The following is an 18060-nucleotide window of genomic DNA, read 5'->3' on the forward strand; positions in this document are numbered from 1 at the left end:
CGAACCTCAGAGCTTGATCTCGATGTTGACGTCGGCCGGCAGGTCCAGACGCATGAGCGAGTCGACCGCCTTCGGGGTCGGGTCGACGATGTCGATGAGGCGCTTGTGCGTGCGCATCTCGAAGTGCTCGCGGCTGTCCTTGTACTTGTGGGGCGAACGGATCACGACGACCACGTTCTTCTCGGTCGGAAGGGGCACGGGGCCCACGACCTGGGCGCCCGCGCGCGTGACCGTGTCGACGATCTTGCGCGCCGAGGAGTCGATGACCTCGTGGTCATACGACTTCAGGCGAATGCGGATCTTCTGTCCCGCCATAGTCTGCTCACTCTCTTTACGCGTCGTACCTCAGGGGCATTGGACGCACGTACCCTCCGGATACCCTTCGGGCCTCTGTTCACATGTCAGACCCGAACACGCGCGACAATGCCTCGCGAGTTGGGGTGTGTGATTGATTCCCTGCCCGCGGCCCAGAACCCTGCATCCTGGATCCGAGGATCCGGTGCCGTCTGTGCACTGTCGTGACAGTGATCCCGCTGCGCGAACGCACGCAGGAATGTGGAACCTGTCTATTCTGCCATCCGGTCCGCACTTGCTGCAACCCGGGCGTGTCGCGCCGGCTTCCGCGTCGTTCCGCGGTTCCCGCCGGGGGCGTCAGTGGTCTCCCAGGAACGCCGAGGCCCCCGGGAGCGGGTGCTTCCGGGGGCCTCGGGGGATCGATCAGATCACTGGTTGCCGATCTTGTCGTCCAGGTTCGCGCGGACCTCGTCGACCTTCGAGTCGACCGAGTCGGGCAGGACCTTCTTGGCGAAGTCCGAGACGCCGTCGAGGACCTTGTCGCTCACACCCTCGGCCTGCTCGCTGTTCAGGGCGTCCTGAACCTTGTCCTTGTTCTGCTCGAAGAGCTCCTTGCCCTTGTTCACGAGATCGTCGAGACCCATGGTTCCCCCTACGGAGTTCGTGCGCGCTCCCCCTCGGAGCGCGCCTGCGGCTCAGTCTGGCATCGGACGCGGGCGGGGCGCCAGAGGATCGTCATGAGCGTTCACGGATCGCGACCGGCTAGCGTGGTACACGCCTCGACCCGAAGGAGTACGGATGAAGATCTCGGTCATCGGATGCGGTTACCTCGGTGCCGTCCACGCCGCCGCCATGGCGTCGCTCGGGCACGAGGTGGTGGGCATCGACGTGGACGCGGCGAAGATCGAGTCGCTCTCCGCGGGCGTGCCGCCGTTCTTCGAGCCGGGGCTGCCCGAGATCCTCAAGGCCGGCATCGACTCGGGTCGCCTGCGCTTCTCCACCGACTTCGCCGACGCCGCCGACGCGCGCGTGCACTTCATCGGCGTCGGCACCCCGCAGCGCAAGGACGGCCAGGGCGCCGACCTCACTTACGTCAACGCCTCGATCGCGTCGCTGAAGCCGCACCTGGCGGCCGGATCGCTCATCGCCGGCAAGTCGACGGTGCCCGTGGGCACGGCGGCGCGCCTGGCCGAGGAGGTCCGCGAGACCGGCGCGCACCTGGCCTGGAACCCGGAGTTCCTGCGCGAGGGCTTCGCGGTGCAGGACACCGTCGACCCCGACCGCCTGGTCTACGGCGTGGCCGACGAGACCCACGACGAGGACGTCGCCACGCTCGACGAGGTCTACGCGTCGATCATCGCGAAGGGCACCCCGCGCCTGGTGATGAACCACGCGACCGCCGAGCTCGTGAAGATCTCGGCGAACTCGTTCCTGGCCACGAAGATCAGCTTCATCAACGCCATGGCCGAGATCGCCGAGGTCGCCGGCGCCGACGTGACGCAGCTGGCCGACGCGATCGGCCTCGATGCCCGCATCGGCCGCCGCTTCCTCAACGCCGGCGTCGGCTTCGGCGGCGGCTGCCTGCCCAAGGACATCCGCGCGTTCGCGGCCCGCGCCGAGGAGCTCGGCAAGGGTGAGTCGCTCGCGTTCCTGAAGGAGGTCGACCAGATCAACCTCCGCCGCCGCCAGCGCATGGTCGACATGGTGGTGGACTCGTTCGACGGCCAGCCGTTCGGCCGCCGCGTGGCTGTGCTCGGCCTCGCGTTCAAGCCCGACAGCGACGACGTGCGCGACTCCCCCGCCCTCGACGTGGCGGTGGGCCTGCACGGCCGCGGCGCCGAGGTGGTCTCATACGACCCCGAGGCGATGGCCAATGCCAAGCGCCTGCACCCGCAGCTGTCGTACGCCGCCAGCATCGACGAGGCGCTCGAGGGCGCCGAGGCCGTGGTGATCGTCACCGAGTGGAAGCAGTTCCGCGAGCTCGACCCGGCCGCGACCGCCGCGAAGGTCGCGCGCCCGTTCGTGTTCGACGGCCGCAACATCCTCGACCCCACCGTCTGGCGCGAGGCGGGCTGGACCTACCGCGGCATGGGCCGCATCTGATCGAACGACGAAGGGGGCGCGGCTTCGGCCGCGCCCCCTTCGTCGTTCCCCGGGTCAGTGGGCGGTGTCGCCCGGATCGACCACGGCTCGGACGGTGCGGAAGAGGATGACGATGTCCTGCGTGAACGACCAGTTCTCCACGTAGTAGAGGTCGAGGCGCAGCGCGTCCTCCCAGTCCAGCGAGGATCGCCCGCTCACCTGCCACAGGCCGCTCATGCCCGGCTTGACGAGCAGGCGGCGCTTGGCGTCGTCGTCGTAGAGCGCGACCTCGGCGGGGCGCTGCGGGCGCGGGCCGACGAGGCTCATGTCGCCCTTGAAGACGTTGACGAGCTGGGGCAGCTCGTCGAGCGAGTAGCGCCGCAGGATGCGGCCGACCTTGGTGATGCGCGGGTCGTCGGTCACCTTGTGCAGGGGCTTGTCGCTCGTGCCCTGCGCGTCGAGCAGCGACGCGAGCTGGTCGTCGGCGTTGACGATCATGGAGCGGAACTTGATCATCCCGAACAGGCGGCCGCGGCGGCCCACGCGCTCCTGCTGGTAGAAGAACGGGCCGCGCCCCTCCGAGCGGATGGCGATCATCACGCCGAGGAAGACCGGCGACAGCAGGATCAGCAGCAGGCCTGAACCGATGATGTCGAACGTGCGCTTGGCCACGCGGCGACCACCGTCGAGCCGCGGGTACGAGATCTGCACGAGCGGCAGGCCCGCGACGGGGCGCGAGTGAATGCGCGGACCGGCGATCTCGGTCATCGCCGGCGCCACGATCACGTCGACATCGCGATCGGCCATCGCCCATCCGAGCCGGCGCATCTCCGCCGGCGGCAGGTCGTCGGCCGACGCGAAGATCACGCTGTCGATGCGCTCTGCGTCAATGATTTTGCCGAGCTCGTCGTAGCTGCCGAGCACCTCGATGTCGTCGTCGGGGTCGATATCGTCGCCGCGCTCGGTGACGATCCCCTTGATGAGCAGGCCCGTGCCCTCGGTGCCGTGTACGGTGCGGACGATGTGCTCGGCCTTGCGCTGCTCCCCGACCACCACCACACGGTGGACGAAGTCGCCCTGCGCCTGCTGCCGGCGCAGCCAGCGCCGCCACACCCAGCGCGAGAACATGAGCAGGATCGCGCCGACGGGGATGGCGACGATCAGGATGCTGCGAGCCAGATCGATGCGCAGGAAGAACGCGATCGCGATGATCGTGGCGAACAGCGTGCCCGACGCCCGCGCCACGCGCTGATACTCGGCGACGCCGTGGCCGACCACCCGCTCGTCGCGCGAGTCGAAGATCTCGAGGCAGAGCCACCACACGGCGCCGATGACGATCAGCCCGGCCCAGTAAGGAATCTCCGGACCGGTCGGCCATTCGATCAGTCGTTCGTCGCCCGGCGCCCACAGCACGTCATAGACGACGAGGACCGCGGCGATGACGGCGAGATCGCTCAGCAGCAGCAGCGCGGCATAGCGACGCGTCCACGGAATGCGCGAAGGGCGTGAGGAATCTGAGGAGGACATACCGGCGAAATCCTATCCGCACGGTGAGAGTTTCCTGGAACCCTTCGCTGCCGGGCCCTACCGTGGGGAGACGGCGAACTCGCGCTCGGCCTCGTACCGCGCGATCACGCGCTCGTCTCGCATCGCGACCATGGCCCGCAGCGTGAGCGCGATCAGAACGCCGATCGTGGACCCGATCGAGTTCGCGACGACGTCCGAGACGGTCGAGTACCGTTCGTCGAGCACCTGCGACTGCGCGAACTCGATGCCCGCGGAGAGTGCGGGCCCAAGGATCAGCGTCAGCAGCGTCCATCGCATCGGGATCGCGAGGCCGAGCAGCACGCCGACGGGCAGGAACAGCGCGATGTTGGCCCCGAACTCGATCACTGCGTAGTCCACGAACTCCGGGACGCCGCGCTCGTGCAGCTCCTCGATCACGCGGTCGAGCAGGCCGCGAACCGGCCGGTCGATCGGCGTGGGCCAGAACACGACGACCGCGAGAAAGACCCCGTAGATGACCGCGAGGGTCCCTACCATGGCGTGGCGCACGCCCGACGTGGACGGCAGTCGCCGAGACACGTCAGAGCCCGCCGCAGGAGGCGTCGATCGTGACGGGCGTCTCGCCGACTGTGGGCGCGTGACGCACCGCCAGCGGGCCCAGCTCGCCCTCGGGCAGGGTGCTGGTGAAGCTCACCGTGCGCGTCTCGCCCATCGGCAGCGCCACCGACACGCTCTGCACGGGGTGGCCCTTCTCCGCGCCGGCGCGATCCCAGCCGTCGAAGTCGCCCGCCGCGGGCTCGAAGCCGGTGATCGTCGACCCCGGAGGAGCGAAGTACATGACGTCGAGGATCATCGTCGTCCGCGGCAGGCCGAGGCTGTTGTTCCGCCAGCCGAGCGTGTAGCCGTTGAGGTTCGGGTCGGTGATGGTGTTCCGCATCGTCAACGTCGTCGTCATCGTGCGGGCCGCGGTGTCGCAGGTAACCGCGACATCCTGCGAGTAGAAGTACTCGAGCTTGCTGTACGCCGCGTCGTTCACGTAGACACCGACCTGAGTCTCGGCCTCGTTGTCGCTCGACAGGGCGCCGTCGATCCCGAGCTCGAGCGACACGGCCTGCTCCTCCTCGCGGGGGAACCACGCGTAGATGCGCTGCTCCTCCACGCCCCATTGCAGCGCCTTGAGCATCGCCATGGGATCCCAGTCCCCAGAGGTCACCTTCTCGAACACGCGGTCAGCGACGTCTGCGAAGTACGCATCCGCAGAAGCGCCGTCGAGACCGAACCGCTCATACGTCTCGAAGAGCAGCATCGACACGGCGTTGTCCGCATTAATCTCGGAACCGTCCGCGAGGGTGACCGGGCCCGTTACCGTCAGCATGCGCGCGAGGGCCGGTGGGTCGATCGAGATGACGCCATCCAGAGGCTCACCCGACGCGTTCTGCCAAAGGGAGTTGAAGAGATGAGCCGTGGTCGGGAAGTCCGGCGTGCGGCTGTAATTCTGCGAGAAGCGGGCGAAGTCCCACTCATACAGATCCAACGTCTCCTGGGGCATGTCGGCGTATTGCACGCCGGAGATGCCCATGTTGAACGCCTGCGCGCTGACCCAGTCGTCTCGCTTCTCGACGTCTCCCGCTTCGACTTGCATCACATTGAAGGTGGCCGGATTGCCGCCGGTGGCACGGATCTCCGCGTTGTTCTGGAAGATCACCATGTATTCGCGGGGCTCGTCCTTGCCGAGCATCTGCAACAGCGTCGGCAGGTACTTCTCAAGCATCTCCAGCGCGGGAGCTGCCTGATCGACGACCTCGATGAGCTCACGTAGCGCGTCGGACACAACCGGGTGGAGCGCGTCGAGCTCGATCGGTTCGATCTTGGCCTTGGCAGCGCCGAAGGCGGCGGTGATAGCGGGGAGGTCGCTCTGGGCTTGCTCGAAAGGATCGAGGTTGATCCCGCCCCCCTCGAGCTTCAGCTTGCTCGGATCGATCGTTTCCAGCAGCCGCACGCCCACGGGCACCGCGTCACGCACGAGGATGTGCGTCGCCTGTGTAGCGCTCTTGACCGCGGCGATGTTCTGACCCACGAACGGCACGCCTGCAGCGAAGTCCCAGAGCGGTCCTGCGACCGTCTTGTCCGCGCGCGCGGTGAGCTCGAGGGTCTCCTGCGCGACGCGCTGAACGCCCTCGGTGTCACCGGCCGAAACCAACGACGTGATCTGCCCGACTTTGGACTTCGCTGCCATCAAATCGTCGCGGACGGACAGTGCTTCGCGGGCGAACACCGCGCCCACGATGCCGACCACGAGCACCAGCGCGAATACACCAGCTGTCACCCATGGCCAGATTCGGCGCCGCGCAAAGCGCGCGTGGTCACCGGCACGCCGGGCGCGGTAGCGGAAGCGGGGGCGGGAGGAGGACATCGTCCTGATCGTAGTCGGCGCTGACTGAGAACAGAGGGCGGCGCGGCGAGCGTAGCGTCGCTGCGCCCCATATGCTGATCAGTCGGGTCGATCGACCGCCATATCGAGGAGAGTTGCCGTTGTCCCTTCGCGTCTTCGTTGCTGCGCACAAGCCGTACGACATGCCGGATGACGGCGTCTACGAGCCGATCCACGTCGGCCACGCAAATGCGACTGTCAAGACCGGTTTCACTGCCGATGACACTGGAGACAACATCTCCGCCCGCAACGCCTCGTACTGCGAGCTGACGGGCCTCTACTGGTTCTGGCGCAATACGAACCACGATGCGTACGGACTCGCTCACTACCGCCGATACTTCGCGGGTTCCGGGTGGCGAGGCGTCGCCACCGGCGAGGAGATGCGGGATTGGCTGAACGCGGCCGATGTGATCGTCCCGCGACGCCGGAACTACGTCATCGAGACCGTCCGTTCGCAGTACACGCGAGCGCACCACGGGTCTGATCTCGACGCCGCCAGGACCGCGATCGCAGAGCTCAGCCCGGATTACCTGCTCGCGTTCGATCGGGTGATGGCCCGACGCACGCTGTCGCTGTACAACATGTTCCTCATGCGTCGCGAGCTGCTCGATGACTACGCGAAGTGGGTCTTTACCATCCTCGAGCGCGCGAGCCGGGACATCGATGTCTCGTCCTACGGCCCGCAGCAGAAGCGCGTCTTCGGATACCTGGGCGAGCGTCTCTTCAACGTGTGGCTCGAGAAGAACGCGGACCGGCTGAAGGTGCAGCGACGCCGCATCGTGGCACTAGAAGGCGAAAACCTGGTCAAGAAGGCTTGGGGCCTCATCAATCGACGTTTCGGACGGGGGCGCGCACATTGAGCGGAGCGCCTCCTGTGGCTCAGGAGTACTAGGCCGCCCCGAAGAAGTCACGGACGGCGGCGATGACGCGGTCCTGTTCCTCATCGGTCATGCCTGTGGAACTCGGCAGCGACACGCCTCGCTCGAACAGCGCGCGTCCGACATGGCCCCCGATATGGGCCGGCTCGCCATACGCCGGCTGCATGTGGAGCGGCCTCCACAGCGCCCGCGCCCCGATACCGGCCGAGTCGAGCGCTTCGAGCAAGCGGTCCCGTTCCATCTCGTCGGCGGTCAGCACCGAGTACAGCCAGTATGTCGAGTCGAACCCCTCGACTCGCGGCGGCACGACCAACGGCAGGTCGGAGAATGCCTGGTCGTAACGTGCAGCGAATCGTCGCTTGGCCGCGACGAAGTCATCGATGCGCGCCAGCTGCGCATTGCCGAGTGCGGCCGCGAGGTTCGTCAGACGATAGTTGTAGCCGACGACATCGTGTAGGTAGCCAACTCCTGGAACCTTGGCTTGAGTGGTGAGGTGCCGAACAGCCGCTGCGAGCTCGGCGTCATCGGTGACCACCATTCCGCCGCCACCGGTCGTTGCGATCTTGTTGCCGTTGAACGAGAAGCAACCAATCGTTCCGACCGTTCCCGTATGGCGTCCGGCGAGTACGCCACTCGACCACCGCGCCCCGAGACTCTCGGCAGCGTCTTCAACCACCGGGATGCCGTATCTTGCGCACACTTCGAGGATCGGTGCGGCGTCGGCCGGCTGGCCGAGAACATGCACGATCTCCACTGCGGCCGGCTGGGGCTCACCGGCGGCGGCGCGCCGCTCGATCTCCTCGACAACCAGCTGGGGGTCCATGTTCCAGGTCCGCCACTCCGAGTCCACGAATACCGGTTGAGCGCCGAGATAGGCGATGGGATTGCCGGAGCCCGCGAACGTGAAGTCGGCACAGATGACGTCGCGCTCGCGCGTGACGCCCACTACCTGGAGTGCGACATGAAGCGCAGCGGTACCGCTCGCGCAAGCGACCGCATACTTCGCGCCGACATACCGTGCAAACGTCTCCTCGAAGGAGCTTACGTCTGGTCCGACCGAGGACACGAAGCCCGACTCCAGCGCACGATTGACGTGCTGAGCCTCGAGCTCTGAGAGGTTGGGAACAGAAAGCGGGATGTAGCTCACGTGTGGTACCTCAGCGCAGTCTCGGCGTCGACGCGGCCCTCGAGCCAATCAGCGGTCTGCTTCAGCCCTTCCTCAAGACCCACGGCGGGTTCCCACCCGAGCTTTTCCTTCGCTCGCTGAGGGTCGGAGAGCAGGATCTCGACTTCGGAGTTCGCGGGACGGATGCGCGCCTCGTCGGTCTCGATGGTGGCGTTAGATCCGGTGACCGCCTTGCAGAGGTCAACCAGCTCGCCAATCGACACGGTGCGGCCGGTGCCGAGCTGAATGACCTCGCCGTTCCCGACCTGCGCTACGGCAGCGCGAAGGAACCCTTCGGCTGTATCCGTTGCGAACGTAAAGTCGCGTTGCGGGGACAGCGCGCCAAGGCGGATGTTCTGCACACCGGCAAGCATCTGCGAGAGCACCGTGGGGATGACAGCGCGCGCGGACTGGCGCGGGCCAAAGGTATTGAACGGACGCAGAGTGACGACCGGCAGGTCGAACGAGCGGGCGTACGACTCCGCCATCTTGTCCGCCGCGATCTTCGAGGCTGAATATGGCGACTGCCCCTTGAGAGCGTGGTCCTCCCGAATGGGCACACTATCGGGTGTCCCGTACACCTCCGACGTGGACGTGTGAACCATGCGAGACACACCCGCCGCTCGAGCAGCCTCCAGCACATTCAGCGTCCCGATCACGTTCGTCTCCACGTAGGAGCGAGGCGCGACATACGAGTACGGGATGGCAATCAGGGCTGCCAGATGCAGCACGATGTCGTGCCCGGCGATCGCCGTGCGCATGTGCTCCGCATCCCTGACGTCCCCAAGCACGGTGCGCACCTGACCGTCCCGCTCAGCTGCTGCAAACGTCTTCGACTCATCCAGCCAACCACGGGAACCGAACGAGTTGTATACGCACAGCGCCGTGACGTCTGCACCACGCGCAATGAGCGCGTCCACGACGTGTGAACCGATGAAACCATCGGATCCTGTGACGAAGACCTTCCGGCCCCTGAGTTCAGTGTCGAGGTCCATCACGTTCAATGCTCTCCTTTGGCGCGTGCGAGATCGGCCGGAGTGCCGACATCGATCCATTCAGAAGTAAGAGGCCAGGCCTGGACACGACGGTCGCTGTCCAGGCAAATCTGTGCGAGCTCCGGCATTGTGCTCGGCTCGCCGACGGGCAGCTCGCGAACGAGCTCGGGATCGATGCAGTACACCGCAGCGTTGACTTCGACAGCCACTTCCGGTTTCTCAACGATCGACGTGATGAGTCGTGCCTCATCCATCTCGATCACACCGAACGGCACAGTGTGCTGGTAAAGCTTGGTGCCGATCGTCATCTTCGCCTTGCTCTGCGCATGCTCTTCAAGCAGCGCGCGGGCACTGAACTCCACCATGATGTCGCTGTTCAAGACGATGATCGGGTCCGCGCCAGGCTCCGTAAGGTGGGGCGGAAGCAACGTCAACGAGCCGGCGGTTCCAAGGGGGAGTTCGGGCGTCTCATGTAGGTACTCGATGCGACATCCGAGAGCGGTTCCATCGCCCAGGTGCTCGATGATCTGGTCTGCCATATGGTTGACGCTGACGAAGATGTTGCGAACACCATCGCCCACCAAACCGAGAATGACCCACTCGATGATTGCCCGCCCCGCGACCATCATGAGCGGCTTCGGCCGATGCTTCGTCAGCTCGCCCAGGCGGGTGCCTTTTCCGCCCGCCATGATCACCGCGTAATTCGGCAGGACTCTCCCGCCGACGATGTCGGAGAGTGTGTGGATCGCACGCAGCCTTCCCGACTCGTCGATCTCGGGCACTGCGCTGATACGCAGCGACTTCATGAGATCGAGCACGCTCGCACGCGATGTTCCGCTGGGAACGGTGTGCGGGTTGCGCACAGCGAATCTCTCGGCAGGGTCCTCGAGTGCCGCACCGCCGAGCAAGGCGCGACGCACGTCGCCGTCCGTGAGAACCGCGACCAAACGGCCGTCGTCGTCGACAAGACACGAAAGCCCGCCCGCCCCGCGATCAATGGCACCGAGAGCGTCGATCAGCGTCGCGGTGCTCGCGGAAAGCACCGCCTGCAGGTTCTCATTCAGCATCTGATCACCGATCTATGAATTTCTTGCTCATGGGCAGCTCTCTGGCGCGCAGGATGACGTCACGGATTTTGGCCGCAGCGTCACCATTCCCGTAAGGGTTGGCGCGGGCGCGAGCCCGCGCCCGAACGACATCTGAGAGTGCCTCTGCCAGCGCGGCGGCTACCGATGGCCCATCCCCACTTGCATGGACAACAGTATCCGCTCGCAAGCGGCCTGCTTGACGCCGCCCGATGTCGACAGCCGGCACACCCGCGCTCGCCGCCTCAATAACGCCCGACGAGGAGTTGCCAACCACCACGTCGACCGCGGCGAGCACCGACGGGTAGCGCGCTCCCAGCGAACTGATGCGCGTGATTCGACCGTCGCGTGCAGCCATCTCGTCGATCACACCGAGAATCACGTCTCGTCCCGCATCCATGCCCGGATCGGTCACGATAACGCTCGGACACGAAGCGACGGCTGCAGAAAGGCTCACGCGCACAGCTTCGGCAAGATCGACAAACTCGTCCGCTGTCGGCGGGTGAAACGTGAAGAGCGCAAGGGGCCGCGCGACCTCGTGTCCGAGCAGGTTCTCGAGCGCTCGATCGTTCATCGGGATCGCGTTGACAATGCGATCGAGTCCTGGCGCACCCGTGAGGAACACACGGTCATCCGGCTCGCCGAGCTGCTTTACCCGCTGGGCCGCGTCCTCGGACGCTACACAGTGAATGTCAGCAAGTTTCGTGATTGCGTGGCGGACGCGCTCATCGAGCGCCCCTTCCGTGACCTCACCACCGTGTACATGGATGATCCGCAGACCGGCCAGATATGCGGCCGTGGCGACCGCTAGCAGCTCCCAGCGATCGCCGAGCACGACCACGCGATCGAGCGACAGCCGCTCGATCTGCCGTTGCATTCCCTGGAGGAGCACGGCGGACTGCTCAACCATGACGGTTGCATCCACCTGCTCGACCGTGTCGGCAAGCGCAACGACCCTCACATCAATGCCGAGAGCGTTGAGGTTGGTCGATAGTTCAGCTTCCGTGAATGCCACGCCGCAGAGCACAACGACATCGTCTGAAGCGCACGCGCGGATGACCGGCTCCAGTGGCCCAAGATCTGCCCGCGTGCCGACGAATATCGCCGTCGTCATTACACCTCGCCAACAAGGTCTGCTGCGCGCACTGCGCTACCCGGTGCCACGTCGCCCTGGAGCGTGCGCCCCACGATGTCGATGCTCGGCGAGATGCCGTCCTCCGGGCGGAGCGCCACGAGGTCGCCGACGGACACGATCTCACCAGCGCGCAAGGGCCGTGCAGCATGCCAGGACCGACGCACGAGTGGCGCGTTCTCCTCCTCAGCTGGCATCCGACGCTTCACTCCATCGCCGAGCATCGCAGGCACCGCCTTGAGCTGCGCAACATAGGAACGCAGCTCCTCAGGCTCGAGGCTCGCGGCGTGGTCCGGACCCTCCATTGCGCGGTCCATTGTGAAGTGCTTCTCGAAAAGTCGCGCTCCGAGAGCCGCGGCAACGAGGGCCGACTCCGCACCCGGAGTGTGATCCGACCAGCCGACCGGTACGCCGGTCTTCGCAGCAAGCACGGGGATGGCCTGCAGATTGCACTGTTCCACGGGGGCCGGATAAGCCGACACGCAGTGGAACATCGCGAGAAACGGGGCCGCCGAACACGCATCAGCGGCCGCGAGGACCTCTGCTTCGGTCCCCATGCCCGTTGAGACAAGCAGGTCGATACCCATCGCCGCGAGCTCTCGGAGGTACGGGAGGTTGGTGAGCTCCCCGGACGACACCTTCATCGCGTGAACCCCGAGGCTGGCCAGCAAGCGCGCACTGTCGAGGTCAAACGGCGTACTGAGGAATCCGATGCCCACGTCCTCTGCGTGGTCGCGAAGCTCGATCCAGACCTTCTCCGGCAGCGCGAGCGCCGCGAGAAGGTCGCTCTGGCTCTTGGCTCCGCGTTCGCGCTGGTACGGGGTGGCCTCGGTATTCGGCGCGACGAGCTTCGACGGGTCGAACGTCTGGAACTTGACGAAGTCAGCACCAGAAGCCCTCGCGACTTCGATGAGTTCGTGGGCGATGGCGGGATCGCCGTTGTGGTTGACTCCCGCCTCGGCGATCACCACCACACGGTCGCCACCGTTCACGGCTTCTCTGAGACTGCTCATTCGCTCCCTTTCGGCTCCTAGCCCACAATTCGGGCAGGAACGCCGACTGCCGTCGCTCCCGCCGGGATGTCCTTCACCACGACTGCCCCCGCGCCGACCACTGCGCCGGCGCCGACCACGACGCCCGGGAGTACACGCGCACCCGATCCAATGAACGCCCCCTCGCCGACACGCGCGGCGCCGAGAAGCACCGCGCCCGGTGCGATGTGGGCACCATCGCCCACCACCGCCTCGTGCTCAATGATCGCTCCCGTATTGACGATCACCGCTTCCCCAACCGAGGCAGACGGCCCAACGTGCGCGTGGTGATGGACGACGGTACCGACGCGGAGCTCACCGGCGACAGTCGCGGTCAACGCAACAATCGCCTCCGCGAGACGACTGGGCGCGAACGCGCGATGCAAGCGCAGACGCGTCACGTTGTCCCCGATTGCAACCACGATCGGGTAGGCGCCAAACCGGCTCGACCCGGCGAACTCCGCTTCATCAATAATCGGCGGGTCTGCACCTTCGGCAGCCGATCTCGATACGAACGCTGCTACGACCCCACCCCGGGATGCAATCACGTCCGACACGCTGCGGGCATGCCCACCTGCGCCGAGAAGCACGTAGCCGCGCGGATTCGCGCCAGGATGGTCGGACACTGGAAGATAGTACCGAACCGGAACATTCGCTCACTTGAAAGGGGCCGTCGTGCGCATCTTCATCGCTGGGCATGGTTCGATCGCTCAGCGACACATGAAGAATCTCGCCGCGTTGGCGCCGAGCACCGAGTTCGTGGTTCAGCAATCTCGTCATGGGCGCGCCGTCGCACTTCCTCCCAACGCGAAGGTCGTCGCCTCGCCTGAAGAAGCGACGGCACGTGGAATCGACGCCGCCGTCATCGCGACCGCATCGGCCGAGCATGCCGACGCACTTAGGCACCTGATCCCGGCATCAGTGCCACTCTACGTCGAGAAACCCGTGCTGACCTCAGAAATCGATGCGGCTGAGATCTCGCAACTCATGCGCGAGGTGGGGTACGACGCTCCGTCGTTGGTGGGGTGCAACCTGCGCTATCTCCCCTCCCTGATCAAGACTCGCGAACTGATCACCAGCGGTGCCGTGGGTCGGATCGTTCGTGCGCATTTGGAGGCGGGTCAGTGGCTGCCGGATTGGCGCCCCGAGCGCGATTACCGGGCCAGTTATAGCGCCTCGTCCGAAGCAGGCGGCGGGGTGGTGCTGGATCTCATCCATGAGTTGGATGTCGCCCGCTGGATGCTCGGTGAGTTCGACCGCGTTCAGGCTGACCTCGCGCAGAGGTCGTCCCTGGAGATCGACTCGGAGGACACCGCAGGCATACTGCTGTCGCAACGAGGCGGCGCCCTCGCAGTCGTCGCGCTTGACTACGTGAGCCGACGCCCCGTCCGCCGATACTGCTTCACCGGCGAGGAGGGCACAATCGTTTGGGATATGCCTTCGAAGCAACTCGTCATCACCCGCGCAACCGGGATTGAGCAAATTCGGCTCGATGATGACGCATTCGACGTGTCAACGACCTACATGCGAGCGATGTCAGAGTTCCTCCGCGCGATAGACTCCGGGCTGCAAACTTCTCAGCCTCTCTCCGAAGGCTTGAGCACTCTCGCGCTCGCGCTCCGCGCGAAGAAGGCAGCACTGTGAGCACTATCGCAACAATCTGCGCCCGCGGCGGTTCGAAGGGCGTGCCCGGCAAGAACTCGCGACTCATGCTTGGGCGCCCCCTCATTGCGTACACCATCGAGCAGGCGTTGAGCGCCACGGGTATCGACGGCGTGTTCGTATCAACCGACTCTCCATCGATCGCCGCCATCGCGGAGCGTGAGGGGGCAACTGTGCTGAGCCTCCGCCCGGCGCACCTCGCGACCGACACCGCGCCGAAGATCCCCGTGATCGAGAATCTCGTCGAGACCGTCGAGGCGACCGGAATCGTCGTCGACCGCATAGTGGACCTCGACCCGACATCACCGCTGCGTTCCGTAACCGACATCGATCGAGCTCTCGAGCTCCTCGATCGAGACACTGACGTCGTCATCACCGGATATGTGTCCGATAAGAACCCCTACTTCAACATGGTCGAGGACAAGGGCGAGGGACGCTTCGGCCTGGTGGTGTCACCGGCGAATCCGATCGTCGGCCGCCAGGCCGCGCCGCGCGTGTACGCCATGAACGCCTCGATCTACTGCTGGTGGCGCCATACGCTTCCGCGTGGGCTGTGGACAGGAAACGTCCGGCTGCACGAAATGCCGCGCGAAAGGTCGATCGACATCGATCATGAGATGGATTGGCTACTCGTGGAGCGGCTTCTCCACGAGCGACAGAAAGATGGACTTCGATGACCCAGCAGGCAGTCACGCTTCTCACCGGTGGGGCCGGCATCCTGGGCTCACGCATGGCCGCCCGCCTGATTGCCGAGGGACACGTCCTCGTTGTCGTCGACCGAAATCAGGAGGCCCTGGAGAAGCTCGCGGCGGATCTTGGGCCGAGCGAGTCGTTCCGCGGCCTCGCGGCCGACGTCGCGTCACGCACCGATATGGAAGCGGTTCGCGACGAAATCGAAGCAGAACTCGGCGCTGTCTCCACGCTCATCAATGCTGCTGCAGGCAAGAGCGAGAATTTTTTCGAGCCCTTCGAGGAATTCCCGATCGGTGATTGGGACGAGGTAATGCGGATCAACCTGACGAGCGCGATGGTTTGCTCCCAGGTATTCGGCAAGGGCATGGCAGAACGCGGCGCGGGCAACATCGTCAACATCCTGTCGATCTACGGCATTGTGGCTCCGGACCAGCGGATCTACGAGGGCTCAGAGTATCTCGGCCGCGCCATCAACACTCCCGCGGTGTACAGCGCCTCCAAGGCTGGCCTCTGGGGGCTCACGAAGTATCTCGCAGCGTACTGGGGGCATCGCAACGTTCGCGTCAACGCCGTGACTCCAGGCGGGGTGTTCAGCGGACAGAATGAAACCTTCGTGGAGCGCTACTCGGCGCGAGTGCCGCTGGGCCGCATGGCCGAGCCGTTCGAGATCGCCGATGCAGTGGCTTTCCTCGCGTCCGACCGCTCGGCGTACATCAGCGGGCAGAACATCGTTGTGGATGGCGGCCTGAGCACCTGGTGACTGGCGCCGTCGCAGCTTTCAGCGTCGAACCAGCCCAGCGAGCGCCGCACTCGCGGTATCGAAATCTACCCGACTAAACACTTCGACCGCCGGTCGCGTCGACGACAGGTCGCCGTCGAGAATCTCATCGATCGACCGCGCATCGATACCCAGCCGCTCGTACATGTGAAAGTATGCCTTCGTTGCGACCGGATCAGCATAGAAAACGACCGTGCGCCCAAGGTGGAGAGCCTCGAAGGCCAGTGTCGACAAAGGCGTGATGAGCACGTCATCGGCTGTCAAGCTCGTGAGAAAGTCGCCCGGCAAATCGCGGTTAAGTTCCACACGCGCGAAGGCAGGATCCGTCTCGTACGGGTAGTTGTCTCGCGGATGGACACGCAGGGCGAATCGCTTCGTACCGCGCCATTCCCCAGCCAGCCGACGGGTGATGCGCAACTGCGCCTCGTGCTCTTCCGATCGCCCATGCGCTTCCCACGCGCCGGTGACGAAGTAGGCGGTGCCCCTGTTGCCACGGTCGCCGGCGTCGCCCGCCCGCTCGGCAGATGAGGATCCATCGAGCCATACGGGCCCGACGACATGGATCGCCTGATCCGAAAGTCCGCGGCCCCTTAGGAACTGGCGGTTGAGCTCCCCGATCGTCAGCACCGCGTCTGCCCAATAAGTTGCAACGATCCGCCTCGGAACAAGGCGCCGAAGTGCGCCGAACCGAAGCTTGTCAGAGATCCCCACGACCACTTCGGGATCGAAAACGACCCCGCGTATGTACGCCGCATGCGGAACACGAGTGAGCCACGCCGCCAGACGATGCTTCATCATCGAGAACCCGGAGAACACCATGATCGGCCGGCGCCGCACCAGTCGCCATGAGAAGCTCACCAAGCTGCGCAGCTTGTCCGGGACGCTGATTCCGGTCGCGTAAGAGTAGGGCACCGCGACCACACGTGCGCCGGCGACCGCCGCGGGAAGGTTCATCGTCGCCAGGACCGATTTCGGCGCATCGACCAGGATCTCGTCAGCGTCCAATGGCGTCCGCTCGAGAATCAAGAGGATCTCCTCGATCTCCTCACGGATCTCGGCGCTGAGCCAGATCGTGCGCTTCACCATTCCGTGCTACCGCTTCCCGTGGGCTTAATCATCACATCACCGCTATTCCGCACCACAGCGCCTTCCGCGGCCGCGTCCCTATGCTCTACTCCTCGATAACTCACCCAGAGAAGTAGGAGAAGTCCGAGAGACGCATACGTGAGGTAGTTGTTCGCAAGGTTGGCTATCACGACGGCGACGATCAGCGTGGCGGCTGTCGTGTCTCTGTTTCGAGCGGCGCGTACAACTGCCATGACGATCAACGCCGCAAAAAGCAGGATTCCCACGGCGCCACGGTCGAAGAACACCTGGATGAATCCGTTATGCGAGTGAATGGCAGTCGTCAGCTTCGCGAGATCGGGCTCCACACCGGCGCCTGCCCCCAGAACCGGATGGCTCATCGCCTGTGCGAGAGTCTCGGCCCAGAGGTTTACGCGCCCGGTGAGGTTCGAGGAGCGCCCCAGGAGGCCGAGCAGTCGGTCTAGGAATCCGACGGGGGTCAAAGCGAGCATTCCTGCCGCCGCTCCGATGATGGCCACCGCTCCGAGACCCACTGCCCACCGCCAGCCTTGCATGAGCAGGAGAGCGAGTGACGCTATCAGCAAGGTGATCATCGACGCGGCCGAGTTCGAGTACCAGACCATGAACCCGTTGAAGGCGACAACAAGCAGCAGCCACCAAGACCTCTTGGTAAACGCAGCAGCCAACGCCAAAATGGCAGCGACGGCGGCGCTAAACCCCAAGTCGCTGTTCCAAGCGAAGAGGCCGATCGGTTGAAACGTGAGCCCCTCCGTGGGGTGCGACACCCAGACGGCGCCCACCTGAGGGGCAGCGATGACGAGCAAGAGGGAGCCCAAGGATGTGGCTGTGAACGTCCACATGAGCACCATGCCGATATCGAGGGACCGACCGAGCAGGGCCATTGCGGCTCCTAGAAGCGCGATCGCCCCCAGCCCGGCCACGGTGGTGAGCGTGGAGATCCGATCCTCGGACCACACGAGGCCGACCAGGCTCCATGCGACGAATCCAACAACCAAGTAGTTGCGAAAAACGAAGCGAACGAGGTTGCGGAACATCGCGCCGACCAGCACGAGCGTGAGCAAGAGAGTAATCACTCGTAACGGCACATAGCCGGTAGGCGGCGCTACTGAGCGGAGGAGACCGGCTCCGACGCCCGCAGTGGCCAGTACCGCCGCAACTGCGACCCCCGCACGCCAGTTCTTCACCAGCTCATCCTAGCGACGGCGGTGTCGTGGCCCTTGT

General features: G+C 65.1%; 18 protein-coding genes. 5 read left to right on the forward strand and 13 right to left on the reverse strand.

Features of this window, described 5'->3' with window-relative positions:
• Positions 1 to 6 precede the first annotated feature (6 nt).
• Both rpsJ and E3O41_RS11575 read right to left on the reverse strand, forming a co-directional pair.
• Positions 7 to 315 (reverse strand): 30S ribosomal protein S10, encoded by a 309-nt coding sequence (gene rpsJ, locus E3O41_RS11570; protein ID WP_067024764.1) that lies wholly within the window; start codon positions 313 to 315, stop codon positions 7 to 9.
• Positions 316 to 722: 407 nt separating this feature from the next.
• Positions 723 to 938, reverse strand: coding sequence for a hypothetical protein (locus E3O41_RS11575; protein ID WP_067024767.1), 216 nt, complete (start codon positions 936 to 938; stop codon positions 723 to 725).
• Between the two features lie 154 nt (positions 939 to 1092).
• Between E3O41_RS11575 and E3O41_RS11580 the strand changes: the two genes are divergently transcribed.
• Positions 1093 to 2397 (forward strand): UDP-glucose dehydrogenase family protein, encoded by a 1305-nt coding sequence (locus tag E3O41_RS11580; RefSeq protein WP_135012428.1) that lies wholly within the window; start codon positions 1093 to 1095, stop codon positions 2395 to 2397.
• A 54-nt stretch (positions 2398 to 2451) separates the two neighbouring features.
• On the opposite strand, the gene E3O41_RS11585 is transcribed toward E3O41_RS11580, so the two are convergent.
• Genes E3O41_RS11585 through E3O41_RS11595 form a run of 3 tightly spaced genes read right to left on the reverse strand, consistent with a single transcriptional unit; the run spans position 2452 to position 6295 of the window.
• Positions 2452 to 3903 (reverse strand): sugar transferase, encoded by a 1452-nt coding sequence (locus E3O41_RS11585; protein ID WP_067024773.1) that lies wholly within the window; start codon positions 3901 to 3903, stop codon positions 2452 to 2454.
• 57 nt (positions 3904 to 3960) lie between these two features.
• Entirely contained in the window at positions 3961 to 4419 is a 459-nt protein-coding gene (locus tag E3O41_RS11590) for a VanZ family protein (protein ID WP_135012430.1), read from the reverse strand.
• A 43-nt stretch (positions 4420 to 4462) separates the two neighbouring features.
• Complete coding sequence (locus tag E3O41_RS11595) at positions 4463 to 6295, reverse strand: DUF4012 domain-containing protein (RefSeq protein WP_067024778.1); 1833 nt, start codon at positions 6293 to 6295, stop codon at positions 4463 to 4465.
• Positions 6296 to 6414: 119 nt separating this feature from the next.
• Here E3O41_RS11595 and E3O41_RS11600 point away from each other — a divergent pair, with 119 nt between their 5' ends.
• Positions 6415 to 7173 (forward strand): DUF4422 domain-containing protein, encoded by a 759-nt coding sequence (locus tag E3O41_RS11600; protein ID WP_158231516.1) that lies wholly within the window; start codon positions 6415 to 6417, stop codon positions 7171 to 7173.
• Between the two features lie 28 nt (positions 7174 to 7201).
• Here E3O41_RS11600 and E3O41_RS11605 read toward each other — a convergent pair whose 3' ends face one another.
• Genes E3O41_RS11605 through E3O41_RS11630 form a run of 6 tightly spaced genes read right to left on the reverse strand, consistent with a single transcriptional unit; the run spans position 7202 to position 13225 of the window.
• Positions 7202 to 8338 (reverse strand): DegT/DnrJ/EryC1/StrS family aminotransferase, encoded by a 1137-nt coding sequence (locus E3O41_RS11605; RefSeq protein WP_067024784.1) that lies wholly within the window; start codon positions 8336 to 8338, stop codon positions 7202 to 7204.
• Positions 8335 to 9351: a GDP-mannose 4,6-dehydratase gene (locus tag E3O41_RS11610; RefSeq protein ID WP_067025326.1), complete on the reverse strand. Its 1017-nt coding sequence runs from the start codon at positions 9349 to 9351 to the stop codon at positions 8335 to 8337. Before E3O41_RS11610 ends, E3O41_RS11605 begins: the two co-directional genes overlap by 4 nt.
• 5 nt (positions 9352 to 9356) lie before the next feature.
• Positions 9357 to 10418 (reverse strand): sugar phosphate nucleotidyltransferase, encoded by a 1062-nt coding sequence (locus tag E3O41_RS11615; protein ID WP_067024787.1) that lies wholly within the window; start codon positions 10416 to 10418, stop codon positions 9357 to 9359.
• Positions 10419 to 10422: 4 nt separating this feature from the next.
• Entirely contained in the window at positions 10423 to 11550 is a 1128-nt protein-coding gene (neuC, locus tag E3O41_RS11620; protein WP_083990855.1) for a UDP-N-acetylglucosamine 2-epimerase, read from the reverse strand.
• Entirely contained in the window at positions 11550 to 12581 is a 1032-nt protein-coding gene (locus tag E3O41_RS11625; RefSeq protein WP_067024793.1) for an N-acetylneuraminate synthase family protein, read from the reverse strand. Before E3O41_RS11625 ends, neuC begins: the two co-directional genes overlap by 1 nt.
• 17 nt (positions 12582 to 12598) lie before the next feature.
• The gene (locus E3O41_RS11630; RefSeq protein ID WP_240482303.1) at positions 12599 to 13225 is read right to left on the reverse strand and encodes a PglD-related sugar-binding protein; all 627 of its coding nucleotides are present in this window, start codon (positions 13223 to 13225) and stop codon (positions 12599 to 12601) included.
• Positions 13226 to 13274: 49 nt separating this feature from the next.
• Between E3O41_RS11630 and E3O41_RS11635 the strand changes: the two genes are divergently transcribed.
• The 3 genes from E3O41_RS11635 to E3O41_RS11645 are packed head-to-tail and all read left to right on the forward strand — an operon-like array spanning position 13275 to position 15714.
• The gene (locus tag E3O41_RS11635) at positions 13275 to 14243 is read left to right on the forward strand and encodes a Gfo/Idh/MocA family protein (protein WP_067024799.1); all 969 of its coding nucleotides are present in this window, start codon (positions 13275 to 13277) and stop codon (positions 14241 to 14243) included.
• A complete protein-coding gene (locus tag E3O41_RS11640; RefSeq protein WP_067024803.1) occupies positions 14240 to 14938 on the forward strand; it encodes an acylneuraminate cytidylyltransferase family protein in 699 nt (232 codons plus the stop codon). Before E3O41_RS11635 ends, E3O41_RS11640 begins: the two co-directional genes overlap by 4 nt.
• Positions 14935 to 15714 (forward strand): SDR family oxidoreductase, encoded by a 780-nt coding sequence (locus tag E3O41_RS11645; RefSeq protein ID WP_067024806.1) that lies wholly within the window; start codon positions 14935 to 14937, stop codon positions 15712 to 15714. The genes E3O41_RS11640 and E3O41_RS11645 overlap by 4 nt, the downstream gene beginning before the upstream one ends.
• An 18-nt stretch (positions 15715 to 15732) precedes the next feature.
• Here E3O41_RS11645 and E3O41_RS11650 read toward each other — a convergent pair whose 3' ends face one another.
• Complete coding sequence (locus tag E3O41_RS11650) at positions 15733 to 16815, reverse strand: glycosyltransferase family protein (protein ID WP_135012432.1); 1083 nt, start codon at positions 16813 to 16815, stop codon at positions 15733 to 15735.
• Complete coding sequence (locus E3O41_RS11655; RefSeq protein WP_135012433.1) at positions 16812 to 18023, reverse strand: O-antigen ligase family protein; 1212 nt, start codon at positions 18021 to 18023, stop codon at positions 16812 to 16814. Before E3O41_RS11655 ends, E3O41_RS11650 begins: the two co-directional genes overlap by 4 nt.
• Positions 18024 to 18060: the final 37 nt, after the last annotated feature.

Origin of the sequence: Microbacterium sediminis, from assembly GCF_004564075.1 — a bacterium.
Classification (GTDB): Bacteria; Actinomycetota; Actinomycetes; order Actinomycetales; family Microbacteriaceae; genus Microbacterium; species Microbacterium sediminis.

Bases quoted from the DNA above. Each gene is read 5' to 3' on its own strand.
- neuC (WP_083990855.1), bottom strand. From the start codon at position 11,550: ATGACGACGGCGATATTCGTCGGCACGCGGGCAGATCTTGGGCCACTG.
- E3O41_RS11610 (WP_067025326.1), bottom strand. From the start codon at position 9,351: ATGGACCTCGACACTGAACTCAGGGGCCGGAAGGTCTTCGTCACAGGA.
- E3O41_RS11585 (WP_067024773.1), bottom strand. From the start codon at position 3,903: ATGTCCTCCTCAGATTCCTCACGCCCTTCGCGCATTCCGTGGACGCGT.
- E3O41_RS11625 (WP_067024793.1), bottom strand. From the start codon at position 12,581: ATGAGCAGTCTCAGAGAAGCCGTGAACGGTGGCGACCGTGTGGTGGTG.
- E3O41_RS11645 (WP_067024806.1), top strand. From the start codon at position 14,935: ATGACCCAGCAGGCAGTCACGCTTCTCACCGGTGGGGCCGGCATCCTG.
- rpsJ (WP_067024764.1), bottom strand. From the start codon at position 315: ATGGCGGGACAGAAGATCCGCATTCGCCTGAAGTCGTATGACCACGAG.
- E3O41_RS11580 (WP_135012428.1), top strand. From the start codon at position 1,093: ATGAAGATCTCGGTCATCGGATGCGGTTACCTCGGTGCCGTCCACGCC.
- E3O41_RS11595 (WP_067024778.1), bottom strand. From the start codon at position 6,295: ATGTCCTCCTCCCGCCCCCGCTTCCGCTACCGCGCCCGGCGTGCCGGT.
- E3O41_RS11615 (WP_067024787.1), bottom strand. From the start codon at position 10,418: ATGCTGAATGAGAACCTGCAGGCGGTGCTTTCCGCGAGCACCGCGACG.
- E3O41_RS11590 (WP_135012430.1), bottom strand. From the start codon at position 4,419: ATGGTAGGGACCCTCGCGGTCATCTACGGGGTCTTTCTCGCGGTCGTC.
- E3O41_RS11575 (WP_067024767.1), bottom strand. From the start codon at position 938: ATGGGTCTCGACGATCTCGTGAACAAGGGCAAGGAGCTCTTCGAGCAG.